Below are 14,921 nucleotides of genomic sequence, written 5' to 3'. Positions count from 1 at the left end.
TCGACATCACCGTCACGACACCGTCGGCGGGCGCGGCGGACCACTGGGCCGACGAGCTGTGGGCCGCGGTGGCCGCCGGCAGCGAGTCGGCGGCTCGTGCCGTCGCCTTCGGAGCACTGAACGCGGGCGTGAGCCCCGAGTCCGTCCTCCTGGACGTGATCGCCGAAGTCCAGGCCAGGGTCGGCCACGCCTGGGCGGCGAACCGGATGACGGTGGCGCAGGAACACGCGGCCACGGCCGTCAACGACCGGGTCGTCACCGCGCTTGCGCACCACCCGGCCGTCCTCGACGCCACGCCCCGGGATTCCCGGGGGCGGGTCACCGTGTCGTGCGTCGACGGTGAGTGGCACGCCTTTCCCGCCCGGTTGCTCGCCCAGGTGCTGAGTCTGCACGGCTGGGAGGTCGACCACCTCGGCGCCCAGGTGCCGACTCCGCACCTGATCGGCCGACTGCACCGCAGCGCCCCCGTCGCCCTGGCGCTGTCCGCCTCGCTCGCCCCGCGCCTGCCCGCCGCCCACACGGCGATCACCGCCGCCCAAGCCGCGGGCGTCCCCGTACTGGCGGGCGGGGCGGCCTTCGGCCCCGACGGCTGCTACGCCCGTCTGCTCGGCGCCGACGGCTGGGCGGGGCACGCCCGGGGCGCGGCCGAGTGGCTCGCCGACGGCCCGCCCGCCCCCGTGCGGCACCAGCCCCTGGACGACCTGCCCCACCTCGCCGACCAGGAGTACACCCTGGTCAGCCGGAGCGCGCCGCGCCTGGTCGGCGCCGTCATGTCCGGCCTGGCCGAGCGGGTCCCCGCCGTGCGCGGCTACGCCGAGGTCCAGTTGCAGCGCACCGCCGAGGACATCGCCCACATCGTGGACTTCCTCGCCGCGGCCCTCTACACCGACGATCGGGACCTGTTCGGCCGGTTCCTGACGTGGACCGCCGGCGTCCTCACCGTCCGCGCGGTCCCGGCCGCCTCCCTGCTGCCCGCCCTGGACGTCCTCCGCCACGAGCTACGGGACCTGCCGCGCTCCGTCACGATCCTCGATCACGGCCGCACGGTCGTCGACGTCCTGACCGACCCACCGAACGTCCTCCACCAGCACCAGCACCACGGAAACCCGGCATGACCGCGACCCCCGAACCCGTTCCCGACGTCCTCACCCCCGAGCCGTCCGCGACGCTCACCGTCGAGGTCGAGGGCGACCTCGACCACGAGACCTGCGACGCGCTCCTCACCGACGTCACCACCGGGCTGTCCGCCCGGCCGTCCGTGACGACCGTCCACCTGGACTGCAGCGCCATGACCATGTGCGACTCCATGGGCCTGTCGACCCTGCTCCAGATCCGCCGGCACACCGATGCTGCCGGGCTGAGCCTGCTGATCGAACCCCGCCCGGCGCTCCTCGACCGCGTCCTCCAGCTCACCGGCACCACCGACTACCTGCTCCGCCGGTCCCCAGGGAGCGGCTCCCCGGGCCTCTGACCCCCGCACGCCTCACCCGAACGAGCGGCCTTTCCACCGTCGCCCGACACGATCGGCATGCTCCGCGGTTCCCGGGGCAGTCGAGCGGGAGCCTCCGGCAGAACGCCGGACGGACCGCCCGAAGGGGGACGAGGGTGACGGTCACGGAGCGGACGAGGGCGGAGCAGCGGCAGGCCGCCGCGGCGGGCGAGGTGCCGGAACGCCTCGGGTACCGGGTCAAGCGGCTACTGCTGGGGCCGCCCCTGGTGACGGCGCAGCTGCGCGAGGAGACGCTCTCCAAGCCGGTGGCGCTGGGCGTGCTCGCACCGGACTGCATCAGCTCCAGCGCCTACGGCACGGAGCAGATGCTGACACAGCTCCTCCCCGTGGCCGGCATGGCGGGCTTCGCCCTCGTCATGCCGGTGACCGGGGTCATCCTCGCCCTGCTGCTCCTGCTCACCCTGTCGTACCGCGACGTGGTGACCACCTACACCCGGGCCGGGGGTTCCTACGTGGTGGCGCGGGAGAACTTCGGCCCGCGCACCGCCCAGATCGCGGCGGTGGCCCTGCTGATCGACTACGTCGTCACCGTCGCGGTGCAGACCGCCGCGGGTACGGACGCCCTGGCCTCCATGGCACAGCTGCTCCTCCACACCGACATCGGCCCGGACAAACCGTGGATCTCCGTGGGGGTGCTGGGCCTCCTGTGCTACGGGAACCTGCGCGGCATCAGGGAGGCGGGCAAGGCGTTCTCGGTCCCCACGTACCTGTTCGTCGCCGCCGCCGGCCTGACCGTCGTGGTGGGGCTGGTCCGGTTGGCGGTGGGCAGCCTGCCGAGGCTGGGCACGGCCGAGCTGCACGCCGTCGGTGCCGTGCCGGTGGGCACGCCGGGCGACGGCCTGCTGATGGGCGCCTCGCTGTTCGTCCTGCTGCGGGCCTTCGCCAACGGCGGGTCCTCGCTCACCGGCCTCGAGGCCATCTCCAACGGGGTCGGCGCCTTCCGCGAACCGCGGGGCGTCAACGCGCGCCGCACCCTGGTGGTCATGAGCGCGGTCCTCGGCGGCCTGGTGCTCGGCATCTCCGCGCTCGCCTGGTGGACACACGCGATCCCGTACACCTCCGGCAGCCCGACCGTGCTGGCCCAGGAGGCGCACCTGGTCTTCGGCGGGAGTGCCCCGGGACAGGCGATGTTCGCACTGGTCCAGGTCGCCACCGCGCTGATCCTCTACACCGGCGCGAACACCTCCTTCAACGGCTTCCCGTTCCTGGCCGGCTTCGTCGCCGAGGACTCCTTCCTGCCGCGCCAGCTCACCCAGCGCGGCCACCGGCTCGCGTTCTCCAACGGCATCCTGGTGCTCACCGCCGTCTCCCTGGCCCTGCTGCTCGTCTCGCGCGGCAATCTCACCCACCTCGTCTCGCTGTACGCGATCGGGGTCTTCACCGGCTTCCTCATGGCGACCGCCGGCCTGGCCAAGCACCACTGGCAGCGCCGGGGGAGGCACCGCACCGTCAAGACCGCCGTCAACGCGGCCGCCGCGGCCGCCTCCGCCGCCGTGGTCGTCGTCTTCGTCGTCACCAAGTTCACCGAGGGCGCCTGGCTCGTGGTGGTAGCCTTCCCGGTCGGCGTGTGGGCCCTGATCCGCACCAACGAGCGGTACCGCAGCGAGGCCGAGGCCCTGGAGGCGGCGCCCGCCACCGCCACCGGCGCGACCCGCCCGCGCCACGTCGTGCTGGTGCTGGTCGACCGGCTCGACCTCGCGGTCCTCACCGCGCTGCGCTACGCGCACACCCTGCGCCCCGACGGGCTGCGCGCCGTGCACGTCGCCCTCGACACGGCGCACGCCGAGCACCTGCGGCGTTGCTGGGAGGCCAGCCGGGCCGCCGACGTCCCGCTCGACCTGGTGGAGTGCCCGGACCGCCGGCTGCACCGCGCGATCGCCCGGCTCGCGGGCCGCACCACCGCCGACGGCCGCACCCAGGTCACCCTGCTGATCCCGCGCCGCTCGTACGGCCCGGTCCTGGGACGCCTGCTGCACGCCCGCAGCGGGGACTCGATCGCCCACGCGGTGAGCCGGCTGCCGCACACCGCCGCCACCATCGTGCCCTTCGACGTCTCGGCGGCCATCCGGGAGCACCGGCACGGCGGACCACCGGCGGCGTCGTCGCGGTGCCCCTGAGCACACGGGTCGTCGCCGGGTGCCTGCTGCTCAACGGGTCCGGATGGTCCGCAGGGAGGACGGTCTCCCGGCCGGCCCGCTCGCGCTGCCGGCCGGGCTCGCCGTCCTGGGCACGCCCGGACGGCCGGTCGCGGCGGCCCTCGCCGCGACGGGCCCGTCGCGGCCGTGATCCGGGCCGATCGGAAATCGGCGGGCCCGAACGTGCATGGGATCCGGATCGCGGGGCAGACGGGGCCCGGTTGACCCCGGGCGACGGGTCGGGCCCCGGCCCGGGTCTCCCGGGACCGGTATGCCTGTGATGGAAGGGTGCGCCTGATGGCGGTAGAGGAATCGTCCGAACGGCTCGTCGAGCTCCTGACGCGAAACGACGCCGTGCTGGACCAGTGGGTGGAGGCCGTGTCGGCCATCCTGCGCGGCCGGATCAGCCGGGCCGAGCTCGAGAAGGAACTGACGGACCTGTACCAGGCCCTGGCCCCGGCCCTGCGCCAGGGCGGCTTGGAGTGGCAGGACGAGGGGTACTCCGAGGTCCGGGCGCTGCTGGTGGAGCTCTCGCGCAGCCGGGCCCGGCACGGGTTCACACCCACCGAGACCGCGATGAGCGTCTTCGCCTGCAAGGACGTGCTGGAGCCCACCACCGACAGTTCCGCCGAGGACATCACCGCCTACCTCCAACTCGCACGCTTGCTGGACGCGTTGGGGCTGTTCACCATCGAGGTGTACGCCCGCACCCGCGAGGAGATCATCAGCGCCCAGGCCGAGCAGCTGCTCGAACTCTCCACCCCGGTGGTGAAGCTGTGGGAGGGCGTACTGGCCGTGCCGCTGGTCGGAACCCTGGACTCGGCTCGCACCCAGATCGTCATGGAGACGCTGCTCCAGAGCCTGGTGGACTCCGAGGCCGAGCACGCCATCATCGACATCACGGGTGTACCGGCGGTGGACACCGAGGTTGCCCAGCACCTGCTCAAGACGGTCGTGGCCGCCCGGCTGATGGGTGCGGAGTGCACCATCTCCGGCATCCGGCCCCAGATCGCCCAGACTCTCGTGGCGCTGGGCGTCCAGTTCGGGGACATCGTCACCAAGGCGACCCTGGCCGACGCGTTGCGGTACGTGCTCCAGCGCATCGGTGGCGACCACGCCGTGACCGGAGGTCACCGGTGACCGAGCGCGTCCCCATCCTCAAGCTCGGCCGGGTCCTGCTGGTGTCGATCCAGATCGACCTGGAGGACCAGACCGTGGTCGACCTGCAGGACGACCTCGCCGCACGGATCGTGGCGACCGGTGCCATCGGGGTCGTCATCGACATCACCGCGCTGGAGATCGTCGACTCCTTCGTCGGCCGGATGCTGGCCAACACCGCGGCGATCTCCCGGATGCTCGACGCCGAGACGGTCGTCGTGGGCATGCGGCCCGCGGTGGCGATCACCCTGGTCGAACTCGGCCTGTCCCTGGGCGGGGTGCGCACCGCCCTGACCCTGGACAAGGGCCTCGCCCTCCTGGACCGCGACCGCACCGCACGTGCGGACCGCGCATGACAGGGTCAGTCGGAGAAACGGAGCAGACGGTCCCGATCATGTCCAACGACGACGTCGTCCGGGCCCGGCAACTGGTGCGCACCCTCGCGCAGCAGGCCGGGCTCTCCCTGGTGGACCAGACCAAACTCGTCACCGCCGCGAGCGAACTGGCCCGCAACACCCTGGTCTACGGCGGCGGTGGAGCGATGCACTGCGGCACGGTGCGCCGGGACGGACGGAAGGGCGTGCACGCGGTGTTCGAGGACAGTGGCCCGGGCATCCCCGACATCCACCTCGCCCTGACCGACGGTTGGACCTCCGGCGGGGGCCTCGGGCTCGGCCTGAGCGGTGCGCGCCGCCTGGTGGACGACTTCGCCCTGGAGAGCGCGGCCGGGGCCGGCACGAAGGTGTCGGTGACCAAGTGGCGACGCTGACGGTCCCGTTGCTCGAGTGCGAGGACGCGGTCTGGTTCCGGGACGCCGAATCGTTGCCCGCCGCCGCGCGCAGTGCGGCGCGGGCCATCGCGCACCGCGCCGGGCTGCTGCCGGAGAGGGTCGCCGAGGTCGGGCTGGCGGTCAGCGAGGCGGCGACCAACCTGCGTCGCCACGCGGTGGACGGCTCGCTCCTCCTGCGGGTGGTGCGCACCGACAGCGAGGCGGCCGTGGAGTTCGTCGCTCTGGACAGTGGCCCCGGGATGGCAGACGTCCCCCGCTCGCTCACCGACGGAGTCTCGTCCGGAGGGACGCTCGGCATCGGCCTGGGCGCCATCGTCCGGCTCGCCGACACCTTCGACGTGCACTCGCTGCCGGGCAGGGGCACCGCGATGACCGCGCGGTTCTGGAACCACACGCCCGGCGGCCGCCGCGCGGCGGCCGGCAGGGAGGCGGTGGTGGCGGGCGTCACCCGGCCGATGAGCGGCCAGGAGCTGTGCGGGGACGCCTGGGCCGCACGGCCCGTGCGCGTGGCACCGCCGGCCGGACCGGACCGGGCGCCCGCGGGGGCCGGAGCAGGACGGTCACGCCGCCAGACCGCCGATGGAACCGTCCTGGACTGGTCGGTGCTCACGGGCGCGGCCCGGCGCCCGGCTCAGCCCCCCCTTCAGGACCCCGGCACGCCGGTCTCCTCACCCGGCGGGCCGATCCGGTCGACCGGGCCCGTGGGGTCGACGGCCGACCCCACCACCGGGGCGTTCCTCGTCATGTTCGTCGACGGGTTGGGCCACGGGCCGCTGGCCGCCAAAGCCGCGCTGGACGCGGTCGCGGCCTTCCGCCGCAGCGTGGCGCGAACCCCGGAGGCCGTGTTGTCCGACGTCCACGGCGCCCTGCGCGCCGGACGCGGCGGAGCGGTCGCGGTCGCGCTCGTCGAGCCCGCAGCGCAGCGGATCGGCTTCTGCGGCGTCGGGAACATCAGTACCTTCGTGGTGGCCCCGTCGACCGGGACCCGCCGCTCACTGCCGTCCGCGCCCGGCATCGTCGGACACCAGATGCCCGCACTGCACACGGTCCGTCATCGGCTCGCCCCCGGCAGCGCGGTGGTCATGCACTCCGACGGCCTGACCGACCGCTGGCAGGCCCAGGCCTTCGCCGGCGTGCTCGAGCACCTGCCGGTCACCGCCGCCGCGCACCTGCTGCGCGAGGCCGGCGTGCGCCGGGACGACGCGGGCGTCCTCGTGGCGAAGGGCCCGTGGTGACGGGCCCCGAGGAACCGCCGGTGGTCCGGCTGGGGACGGTCCCGGTCGCGTCTGCGCAGGACGGCTTCGCTCTGCGCCGCATCGCCAAGTCCGTCGCCGAACTGCTCGGCTCGGACGGCCAGGACGCGATCCGGCTGGCCACCGCTCTGAGCGAAATCAGCCGCGACATGCTCGGATCCGGCCGGCTCACCACGCACTTCGACCTGTGCACGGCACCCGGGAGGGTACTGAGCGTGACCGTGGACTGGCACGGCTCCGACGGCCCGTCCGCCGACGCCCTGAACGCCTCCGCCCGCCTGCTCCCGACCAGCCACGGACCGGCCGACGACGGCGGCTGGGTGCGGCTGGACCACCGGCTCCCCGCGCCGACCGGCGAGCAACCGGACGGCGCGGAGGAGGCCCGCCGACTGTTGGACGCGCACGGCGGCCCGGCCGACCCGGACGACTTCCAGGCGCAGACCCGGGACCTGATAGCCGCGCTCGAACGGACCAGGGCCCAGAGCGAGGAACTGAAACGGCTCAACGACGAACTGGCCGAGACCAACCGCGGCGTCGTCGCGCTCTACGCCGAACTCTCCGAGGAACTGGAGGAGACCAACCGCGGCGTCGTCGCCCTCTACGCAGAGCTGGACGAGAAGTCGCGGCAACTGCGCGAGGCCAGCGAGGCCAAGACCCGGTTCTGGGCCAACGTCAGCCACGAGCTGCGCACCCCCGTCAACTCCGTCGTGGGACTGGCCGAGCTGCTCCTCGCGGACGCGGACGCGCCGGCGACGGAGCGCGGACACCGGCTCTCACTGATCGCGGACTCCGGCCGCACCCTGCTCGCACTCGTCGACGAGCTCCTGGACGTCGCCAAGGCAGAGTCCGGGAACCTCGAACCCAGCTGGGCACCGATGGACCTGCACGCCGTGCTCGCCCAACTGGACGGCACACTGCGCGGTCTCGCCCGGCCCGGCGTCACGCTGTCCGTGACCGCGGACGCCGACCGCGGCCCGATCCTCGGCGACGAGACCATGCTGGCCAGGATCCTGCGCAACCTGCTGTCCAACGCCCTGAAGTTCACCGAGGCCGGGTCGGTCCGCCTGACGGCACACCTGGACGGCACCGGAGGCGCGGCCGGCCCGGGCGAGCTGGTGCTGACCGTCTCCGACACCGGCATCGGCATCCCGGCGGACCAGCACGCGCGCGTGTTCGAGGAGTTCTACCAGGTCAAGGGCCCCCACCAGCGCGGCCGCCACGGCACCGGGCTCGGCCTGCCGTACGCCCGGCGGCTGGTCGGGCTGCTCGGCGGGACGATGCACCTGGAGAGCAGCCCGGGCAGCGGCACCACCATCACCGTCCGGCTGCCGGCCGCGCCCGCGCCCGGCCCCGGCGTGCTCCCCCGCGCAGCCCGCCTGGTCGTGGTGGACGACGACGCGGGGTTCCGGGCCGTCCTGCGGCCGCTGCTGCGAGACCTCACCGACCACGTCGTGGAGGTCCCGGACAGCGGCGACGCCCTCGCCACCCTCCGGCGCGAGCGCCCCGACGCCCTGATCCTCGACCTGCACATGAGCGGCCTCGACGGCTACGCGGTCCTCGCACGACTGCGGGGCGACCCGGACCTGCACGGGCTCCCGGTCGTCGTCCTGACCTCGGCCGACCCCTCCTCCCTCGACCGCGACCGGCTGACGCACGCCCGGTCGGTGCTGCAGAAGTCCGGCCTGACCGCCGGGCGGCTGTCCACTGCCCTGTCCACCGCGATCGCGCCCCCGAACGGACCGCTGGGCCGTCCCCTCCGGGACGCGTCCGCGGCCCCCGAGGGCGCACCGCCCGAGCACCACGTTGAAACGGAGGGCGGACCGTGACCACCGCAGCCCCCGACGCAGGCCCCGCCACCGTCCTCGTCCTGGACGACAACCCCACCACCCGCTACATCGTGGGCAGCTGGCTGCGCCGCTCCGGACACACCGTCGTCGAGGCCGTCGACGGCACCCAGGCGCTGGCCCTGCTCACCCGCGCCCCGACGCACGAACTGCCGGAACTCGCCATCGTGGACGTGAAACTGCCCGACATGACCGGCTTCGAGGTGTGCGAGCGGATCAAGGGCCGGCCGCGCACAGCCGACCTGCCGGTCGTCCACATCTCCGCCACCGCCATCGAAGCCAGCGATCGCACCCAGGGCCTGCACCGGGGCGCGGACGCCTACCTGACCGAACCCATCGACCCCGCAGAACTCCAGGCGACCGTCACCGCCGTGCTGCGCTACACCCGGGCGCGCCGCAGGGCCGAACGGCTCGCCGACCGGGTCGCCGCACTGCACCGCAGCACGCTGGCGCTCTACGACGCCGCCGACGCCGACACCCTGGCCACCGCCGCCGCGCTGGGCGCGACCGAGCTCGGTGCGGTCCAGGCCACCGTCGTCGTCCTGGGGCCCCACTCGGAGACGCTCCACCTCGCCCACTGCTCCCCGGCGGCGGCCCCGGACGGCGGGCCCGACGGACCCGCGCCGGACACGGGCCCGTCGGTCCGGCTGCGCACCGCCCCGCCGGTCCTGCTCGACACCCTCGCGCACCACACCCTCGGCGACGCCACCGGAACCGACTCGGCGCTGCTCACCGCCGTCGAGTGGCGGACCGCCCTGGCCGGCGCGGCCGCGCCGCAGGACGTGACACCCGACGGACCGGTCACCCTGGTCGTCGCCCGGACGAAGCCGGGCCGCCCCCTGGTGGCGCTGGCGGTCGATCCGCAGGCCGCCGCGGGTCTGGACCAGCACCGGTTGCTCTCCCAGCTCACCCAGGCCGCCGCCCTGGCCCTGGAGGCCCTGCGGAGCCAGGCGGAGGAGCACGCCCTGGCCCTCACCCTCCAGCGCAGCTTCCTGCCCGGCCGACTACCCTCCGTCACCGGCGTGGACCTCGCCGTCCGCTACGAGCCCGCCTCCGACCGAAGCGAGATCGGCGGGGACTTCTACGAGGCCATCGACACCCCGGCCGGGCTGCTCCTCGCCATCGGCGACGTGGCCGGCCACTCCCTCGAAGCCGCGATGGTGATGGGCGAACTGCGCCACGCGCTGCGTGCCTACGCCATCGAGGGACATGATCCGCAGACGCTGCTGCGCCGGCTGGACACCCTGATGGTCCGGCTGCGCCCTGGCGTCACGGCGACCGTCTGCCTCGTGCTCATCGAGCCCGGCGGCCGCCGGATCCACGTCGCCAACGCCGGCCACCTGCCGCCACTGCTGCGGCTGGCCGACGGCTCCACCCGCTACCTCACCGAGCACGGCATCCTGCTCGGACTCGACCTGCCGCAGCCGCCCGCGACGACCCACGACACTCCTGCGGGAAGCACTCTCCTGCTGGTCACCGACGGCCTGGTGGAGGTTCCGGGCGAGCACCTCGAAGTAGGCCTGGGCGCGCTCAGGGAGTCCTTCGCCGAGGCGCCAGCCGACCTCGACGCGGCGGGCGACCTGCTGCTCGGCGCGTTCGCCAAGGCGCAGGCCGACGACGTGGCCCTGCTGCTCGCCCACCTCCAGTGACCGGATCGCCCGACCGCCGACCGCCGACCGCCGACCGCCCCGGAGCCCAGGTGCCCGCCTACGCCCTCACCATCCACGTCAGCGCCCACGCGGCAGGCGCGACCGTCGTCGTCCTCGCCGGCGAGCTCGACTACCACACCGCCCCACGACTGCGCAGGGCCATCGAGGGGACTCCCACCGCCCTCCCGCTGGTCCTGGACATCACCGGCCTGCGCTTCTGCGACTCGATGGGCATCGCCGAGCTGGTCTTCGCCTCCCTGCGTGCCGGGACACCGGGAACCCCGCTCCCGCTGGTCGGCGCCCCGGCCGACCTGCGGCACCTGCTCACGTTGACCGGGGTGGACCAGCTGGTGTCCCACCACGCACACGTCGACCAAGCCGTCGGCTCCCCTTGCTCCCCCGCTCCCGGCCCCCCGGACCGGACCGACAGGAGCTGAGCCGGGTCGAGCCGCTGGACGGCGCCACCGTCCCGGAACGCGACCCGCTCGTCCGGTACCCGGTTGCTCCACCTCCCGGTGTGCAGTCAGCCGAGCCGCTGTTCCGCCGCCGGGTGTCCGTGGCGGTGGGTGCCCCAGTCGAGACGGAGGACTGCCAGGTCGTCGGTGTGGCGGCCGGCGTTGAGGGTGTGGGTCTGCGTGATGAGCTGGTCGATGTGCGCGGCGGGGTCGGCCGGTGGGAGGGCCTCGATCAGTGCGAGCAGCCCGTCGACGCCCAGCCGCCTTCCCGAGTTTCCGTTGTGCCCCTCGGTGAGGCCGTCGGTGTAGAGCGTGAGCGCACCTCCGGGCGGCAGCGGGGTGACGGTGGCGGGCCACTTGCGAAGGCCGGGCACGATGCCGAGGGCGATGCCGTGGGCGGCGGTCAGCTCGCGGGTTCCTTCGGTGGTGGTGAGGAGCGGCTCGTGGTGGCCGGCCAGGTGGAGGGTCGCGGTGGAGACGTTCTGGTCGAGGGTGAGGAGGGTACAGGTGGCGAACTGCGACGGGCTGACCCGTTCGGCGACCAGGATGCGTTCCATCAGGCCGAGCAGGTCCTCGCCCCGGTGTCCGCCGAGGACGAGGGAGCGCCAGGCGATCCGCAGGCAGACGCCGAGGGCGGCCGCGTCGGGGCCGTGCCCGCTGACGTCACCGACGACGGCGTGCAGCAGCCCGTCGTCGCCCTCCACGACGTCGAGGAAGTCCCCACCGAGCAGTGCCATGGCGGTGCCGGGCAGGTAGCGGGTGGTGACCCGCACCGACGACGCGTCGAGGATGGGAGGGGGCAGCAGGCCACGTTCGAGGCGCGCGTTCTCCTCGGCCCGCAGCCGGGCCGCCTGGGCTTCGATTCCGGCGCGTTCGGTCTCGCTGCGGTACACGGCGTAACGGACTGTGCGGTGCAGCAACTCCGGCTCCACCTTGCCCTTGACGAGGTAGTCCTGGGCGCCGGCGGCCATCGCGTCGGTGCCGGCCTGCGCCTCCGACAGACCGGTGAGGACGATGACCGCCGTGTGCGGGGCGAGTGCGCGGACGGCCGTGACCGCGGATGTGCCGGAGGCGTCGGGCAGGTGCAGGTCGAGGAGGATGCAGTCGGTGACACCGGAGGACAACGTGCTGCTGGCGTCGGCGAGCGTGGCACAGGTGGTCAGCTCGAAGCGCAAGCCGGTGTCGTGGAGGAGTTCCTCGACCAGGAGGGCGTCGCCCGGGTCGTCCTCGATCAGGAGGATGCGGTACGACGGCCCCCCGGTGGCCGCCCCCGCGGAGGACACCATGGTCGTGGTCATCGTGCGTGCTCCTGGTGGGTGCGGGAGGTCTCGGGCATGGCCGGAAGGCCGGGGGGCTTCGGCGGTTCGGCTGCCAGGGTGAAGGTGATGCGGGTACCGGCCCGGTAGTCGGGGTCGACGGTGATGGTGCCGCCGTGGAACTCGACGATCTTCTTGCACATGGCCAGGCCGATGCCGCTGCCGGAGTACGCGTCCTTGGTGTGCAGCCGTTGGAAGATCAGGAAGACCTTCTCGGTGAACTCGGGTGCGATGCCGATGCCGTCGTCGGTGACCGAGAACCGCCACAGCGTGCCGTCGCGCTCGGCCGAGACGTCGATGTGCGGACGGGTTCCGGGCCTGCGGAACTTCACGGCGTTGCCGATCAGGTTCTGCCAGAGCATGCCCATCTGGGTGGGGTCGGCGACCAGCGTCGGCAGCGGGTCGTGGGTGATCTCCGCCCCGGCTTCCTCGATGCCCACGCTCAGCGCGGCCAGGGTCTGCTCCAACGCCTCGTCCATGTCGACTTCCTGGTGGGCGTGGTGGAGACGCCCGACCCGGGAGAAGTCGAGGAGGTCGTTGATGAGGGTCTGCATGCGGTTGGCGCCGTCGACCGCGAAACCGATGTACTGGTCGGCCTTGGCGTCGAGTTGACCGCCGTAGCGGCGCTGGAGGAGCTGGGTGAAGCTGGAGACCTTGCGCAGCGGTTCCTGGAGGTCGTGGGAGGCGACGTAGGCGAACTGCTCCAGCTCGGTGTTGGAACGCTGGAGGTCGGCGGCCTGCGCGTCCAGGCGCAGCCGGGCCTGCTCGCTGAAGCCGAGCTCCCGCACGAGGCGAACGCGCATGCGGTCGATCTCACCGCTGAGCCGGCGCAGGTCGGCGGGGCCGGTCGTGGTGATGGGGTGGTCGAACTCGCCGCCGGCGATGATGCGGGCATCGGCTCCCAGTTGTTCGAGCGGGCGGTTGATGCCGCGCCGCAGTCCTTCGAACACCAGGGCGGCGAGGAGCAGGATGAGGCCCGCGATGGCGCCGAACACCCAGTTCCGCAGCGTCAGTGTGGAAGCGAGCTCATCCCTCGCCCTGGTGCGCTCCGCGCGCAAACGGTCCTGCTGCTCGGCCAGTCGGGCCCGGACGCCGTCGAAGGAGGCCTTGCCCTGCGAGGCGAGGGCGGCGGCCGCCGGCGCCGGCGCGCCGGGCGGGGAATCGGCCACCGGTCGGGCCAGCTCCGACTGCCACGCCGAGATCGCGCGCCCGACGCCGGCCAGGTCCTCGAGCGCGGAGGCGTCGTCCTTCAGCAGGTCCGCGAGGCGCGCTGTCTGGGTTTCCTGGTCGGCCAGACCCTGCTGGTACGGAGCCAGGAACTCCGGCGATCCGGTGAGGCCGTAGCCGCGGATGCCGGTCTCCTGGTTGAGCAGGGCCGATTCCAGACGGAACGCGGTGGTCAGCGCGGGGGACCGCACGTCGACGAGGTCGGTGCTGATGGCCTGCGTCCGGTCGAGGACCCAGAAGCCCGTCGCCCCGAGCGCGGTCAGCACGACGAGCGCGGCCGTCGCGCCGGCGCGAAGCCACCGACGGGTCGTCCAGGTGGAGAGCCACCGAGTCCGCCCCAGCCGCTCTTCGCTGGTCATGGTCCACCCCTCCACAGTGACGGCTGCGCTCACAGCAGCGCAGCGCACACTGTAGAGGGCCGCGGACAACGATTGTTGTCGAGGGGTCGCCACTGGGCCTAAGGTGCCGTCATGCCTGGCAAGAACTTCGTGCTGCGCACGACCCAGCGCGAGACGGCCGCCGTCGCGGACGCGGCGGTCGACAGGCTCGCACGGCGGCTCGTCCTCGAGCTGCTCGACGAGTCGTTGCCGCAGAGCGGGGAGGGCCCGGGGCCCGCGCTGTCGATGCTGCACGTGCTGGACCACCTCCGGCAGGCGGCCGAGCGGCTCCAGCGCGAGGCGGCCGCAGCCGCGGCACGTGCGGGGGCCGGCTACCCGCAGCTCGGTTCGGCGTGCGGGATGACCCGCCAGGGTGCCCGGCGCCGCTGGCCGGGGATCTACCACCGTTCCTTCCACCGTCCCAACGAGGCACCCACGGAGCGCCCGATGATGACCAGCCCCGCCCGCCCCTTCGACGTCCTGCTCGTCGAGGACGACCTGGCCGACGCCATGCTCATCGAGGAGGCCCTGTCCGGGCGGGGGGCCCGCAACCTGGTCCAGGTCACCGACGGCCTCGCCGCGCTGGAACACCTGCGTGCTCCGGGCAGCGTGCGCCCCGACCTCATCGTCCTCGACCTGAACATGCCCCGCATGAACGGCCGTGACCTGCTGAAGGTCCTGAAGACCGACGAGGATCTGCGGACCATCCCGGTGGTCGTCCTCACCACCTCGTCCGCCCCCGACGACGTCAACGGCGCCTACAGCAGCCACGCCAACGCCTACGTCACCAAGCCCGTCAACCTCGAGGAGTTCGAGCAGGCCGTCCAGACCATCGACGCCTTCTACCTCGACACCGCCACCCGCCCGCCGCGCGCCTGAGCTCGTCACGAACGCCGTGCGCCACGGCGGCGGGCTCACCGGCTTCCGCGCACGACTGGACGCGGACCCGGCCGTGCTGTGCCTCGAGGTCGAGGACGCCACGGAAGAGCGTCCACGGCAGCACGCGCTGCACGGCGGGGACCCGGCCCGCCCCGGCGGCCGCGGTTGGACGATCGTCCGTCGGGTGGCCCTCACGTGCACCGTCCAGCTGCTGCCCGGCGGCGGGAAGCGCATCACCGTCACGCTTCCGGTGTGCTGAGGGCGCTCAGGGGTGAACGTTCCGCCACCCGGCTTTGGCCCCCGTTCGCGGACGCCGTCCAGACATGCA

At 73.4% G+C, this 14,921-nt stretch carries 13 protein-coding genes and 1 pseudogene; 12 read left to right on the top strand and 2 right to left on the bottom strand.

The genetic code is table 11. The features are described 5' to 3' along the window. Window positions 1-5: 5 nt before the first annotated feature. From ACIRS1_RS07430 to ACIRS1_RS07385, 10 genes are all read left to right on the top strand, one after another. Window positions 6-1,115, top strand: coding sequence for a B12-binding domain-containing protein (locus ACIRS1_RS07430; RefSeq protein ID WP_402837757.1), 1,110 nt, complete (start codon window positions 6-8; stop codon window positions 1,113-1,115). After that, window positions 1,112-1,471, top strand: coding sequence for an STAS domain-containing protein (locus ACIRS1_RS07425; RefSeq protein ID WP_402837632.1), 360 nt, complete (start codon window positions 1,112-1,114; stop codon window positions 1,469-1,471). Before ACIRS1_RS07430 ends, ACIRS1_RS07425 begins: the two co-directional genes overlap by 4 nt. A 191-nt stretch (window positions 1,472-1,662) precedes the next feature. Next, window positions 1,663-3,627, top strand: a complete 1,965-nt coding sequence (locus ACIRS1_RS07420) for an APC family permease (RefSeq protein ID WP_402837756.1) — start codon at window positions 1,663-1,665, stop codon at window positions 3,625-3,627. 315 nt (window positions 3,628-3,942) lie between these two features. Further along, on the top strand, window positions 3,943-4,785 hold the full coding sequence (locus ACIRS1_RS07415) for an STAS domain-containing protein (RefSeq protein WP_402837630.1): 843 nt from the start codon (window positions 3,943-3,945) through the stop codon (window positions 4,783-4,785). Next, complete coding sequence (locus ACIRS1_RS07410; RefSeq protein ID WP_360206616.1) at window positions 4,782-5,159, top strand: STAS domain-containing protein; 378 nt, start codon at window positions 4,782-4,784, stop codon at window positions 5,157-5,159. Before ACIRS1_RS07415 ends, ACIRS1_RS07410 begins: the two co-directional genes overlap by 4 nt. Further along, entirely contained in the window at window positions 5,156-5,572 is a 417-nt protein-coding gene (locus ACIRS1_RS07405; protein ID WP_402837628.1) for an anti-sigma regulatory factor, read from the top strand. Before ACIRS1_RS07410 ends, ACIRS1_RS07405 begins: the two co-directional genes overlap by 4 nt. Continuing rightward, window positions 5,560-6,828 (top strand): ATP-binding protein, encoded by a 1,269-nt coding sequence (locus tag ACIRS1_RS07400; protein ID WP_402837626.1) that lies wholly within the window; start codon window positions 5,560-5,562, stop codon window positions 6,826-6,828. The genes ACIRS1_RS07405 and ACIRS1_RS07400 overlap by 13 nt, the downstream gene beginning before the upstream one ends. Beyond that, window positions 6,825-8,672, top strand: a complete 1,848-nt coding sequence (locus ACIRS1_RS07395) for a hybrid sensor histidine kinase/response regulator (protein WP_402837624.1) — start codon at window positions 6,825-6,827, stop codon at window positions 8,670-8,672. Before ACIRS1_RS07400 ends, ACIRS1_RS07395 begins: the two co-directional genes overlap by 4 nt. Next, window positions 8,669-10,339 (top strand): SpoIIE family protein phosphatase, encoded by a 1,671-nt coding sequence (locus ACIRS1_RS07390; RefSeq protein ID WP_402837623.1) that lies wholly within the window; start codon window positions 8,669-8,671, stop codon window positions 10,337-10,339. Before ACIRS1_RS07395 ends, ACIRS1_RS07390 begins: the two co-directional genes overlap by 4 nt. Window positions 10,340-10,389: 50 nt before the next feature. Next, window positions 10,390-10,776: an STAS domain-containing protein gene (locus ACIRS1_RS07385; RefSeq protein WP_402837621.1), complete on the top strand. Its 387-nt coding sequence runs from the start codon at window positions 10,390-10,392 to the stop codon at window positions 10,774-10,776. Between the two features lie 86 nt (window positions 10,777-10,862). Here ACIRS1_RS07385 and ACIRS1_RS07380 read toward each other — a convergent pair whose 3' ends face one another. Beyond that, window positions 10,863-12,092, bottom strand: a complete 1,230-nt coding sequence (locus ACIRS1_RS07380; protein WP_402837619.1) for a PP2C family protein-serine/threonine phosphatase — start codon at window positions 12,090-12,092, stop codon at window positions 10,863-10,865. Beyond that, window positions 12,089-13,696, bottom strand: a complete 1,608-nt coding sequence (locus ACIRS1_RS07375; RefSeq protein ID WP_402837617.1) for a CHASE3 domain-containing protein — start codon at window positions 13,694-13,696, stop codon at window positions 12,089-12,091. Before ACIRS1_RS07375 ends, ACIRS1_RS07380 begins: the two co-directional genes overlap by 4 nt. Window positions 13,697-13,807: 111 nt before the next feature. Here ACIRS1_RS07375 and ACIRS1_RS07370 point away from each other — a divergent pair, with 111 nt between their 5' ends. After that, a complete protein-coding gene (locus tag ACIRS1_RS07370; protein ID WP_402837615.1) occupies window positions 13,808-14,593 on the top strand; it encodes a response regulator in 786 nt (261 codons plus the stop codon). Between the two features lie 10 nt (window positions 14,594-14,603). Beyond that, window positions 14,604-14,852, top strand: a pseudogene (locus tag ACIRS1_RS07365) (ATP-binding protein); the annotation flags it as partial. Between the last annotated feature and the right edge of the window lie 69 nt (window positions 14,853-14,921).

It is taken from the genome of Kitasatospora sp. NPDC101176, assembly GCF_044768035.1.
Taxonomy (GTDB): domain Bacteria; phylum Actinomycetota; class Actinomycetes; order Streptomycetales; family Streptomycetaceae; genus Kitasatospora.
This window is presented reverse-complemented; position numbering and strand designations above follow the sequence as displayed.

What these genes read in the sequence shown, in the direction of transcription:
- ACIRS1_RS07425 (WP_402837632.1), top strand. Translation starts at nt 1,112, where the DNA reads ATGACCGCGACCCCCGAACCCGTTCCCGACGTCCTCACCCCCGAGCCG.
- ACIRS1_RS07415 (WP_402837630.1), top strand. Translation starts at nt 3,943, where the DNA reads ATGGCGGTAGAGGAATCGTCCGAACGGCTCGTCGAGCTCCTGACGCGA.
- ACIRS1_RS07405 (WP_402837628.1), top strand. Translation starts at nt 5,156, where the DNA reads ATGACAGGGTCAGTCGGAGAAACGGAGCAGACGGTCCCGATCATGTCC.
- ACIRS1_RS07380 (WP_402837619.1), bottom strand. Translation starts at nt 12,092, where the DNA reads ATGACCACGACCATGGTGTCCTCCGCGGGGGCGGCCACCGGGGGGCCG.
- ACIRS1_RS07375 (WP_402837617.1), bottom strand. Translation starts at nt 13,696, where the DNA reads ATGACCAGCGAAGAGCGGCTGGGGCGGACTCGGTGGCTCTCCACCTGG.
- ACIRS1_RS07370 (WP_402837615.1), top strand. Translation starts at nt 13,808, where the DNA reads ATGCCTGGCAAGAACTTCGTGCTGCGCACGACCCAGCGCGAGACGGCC.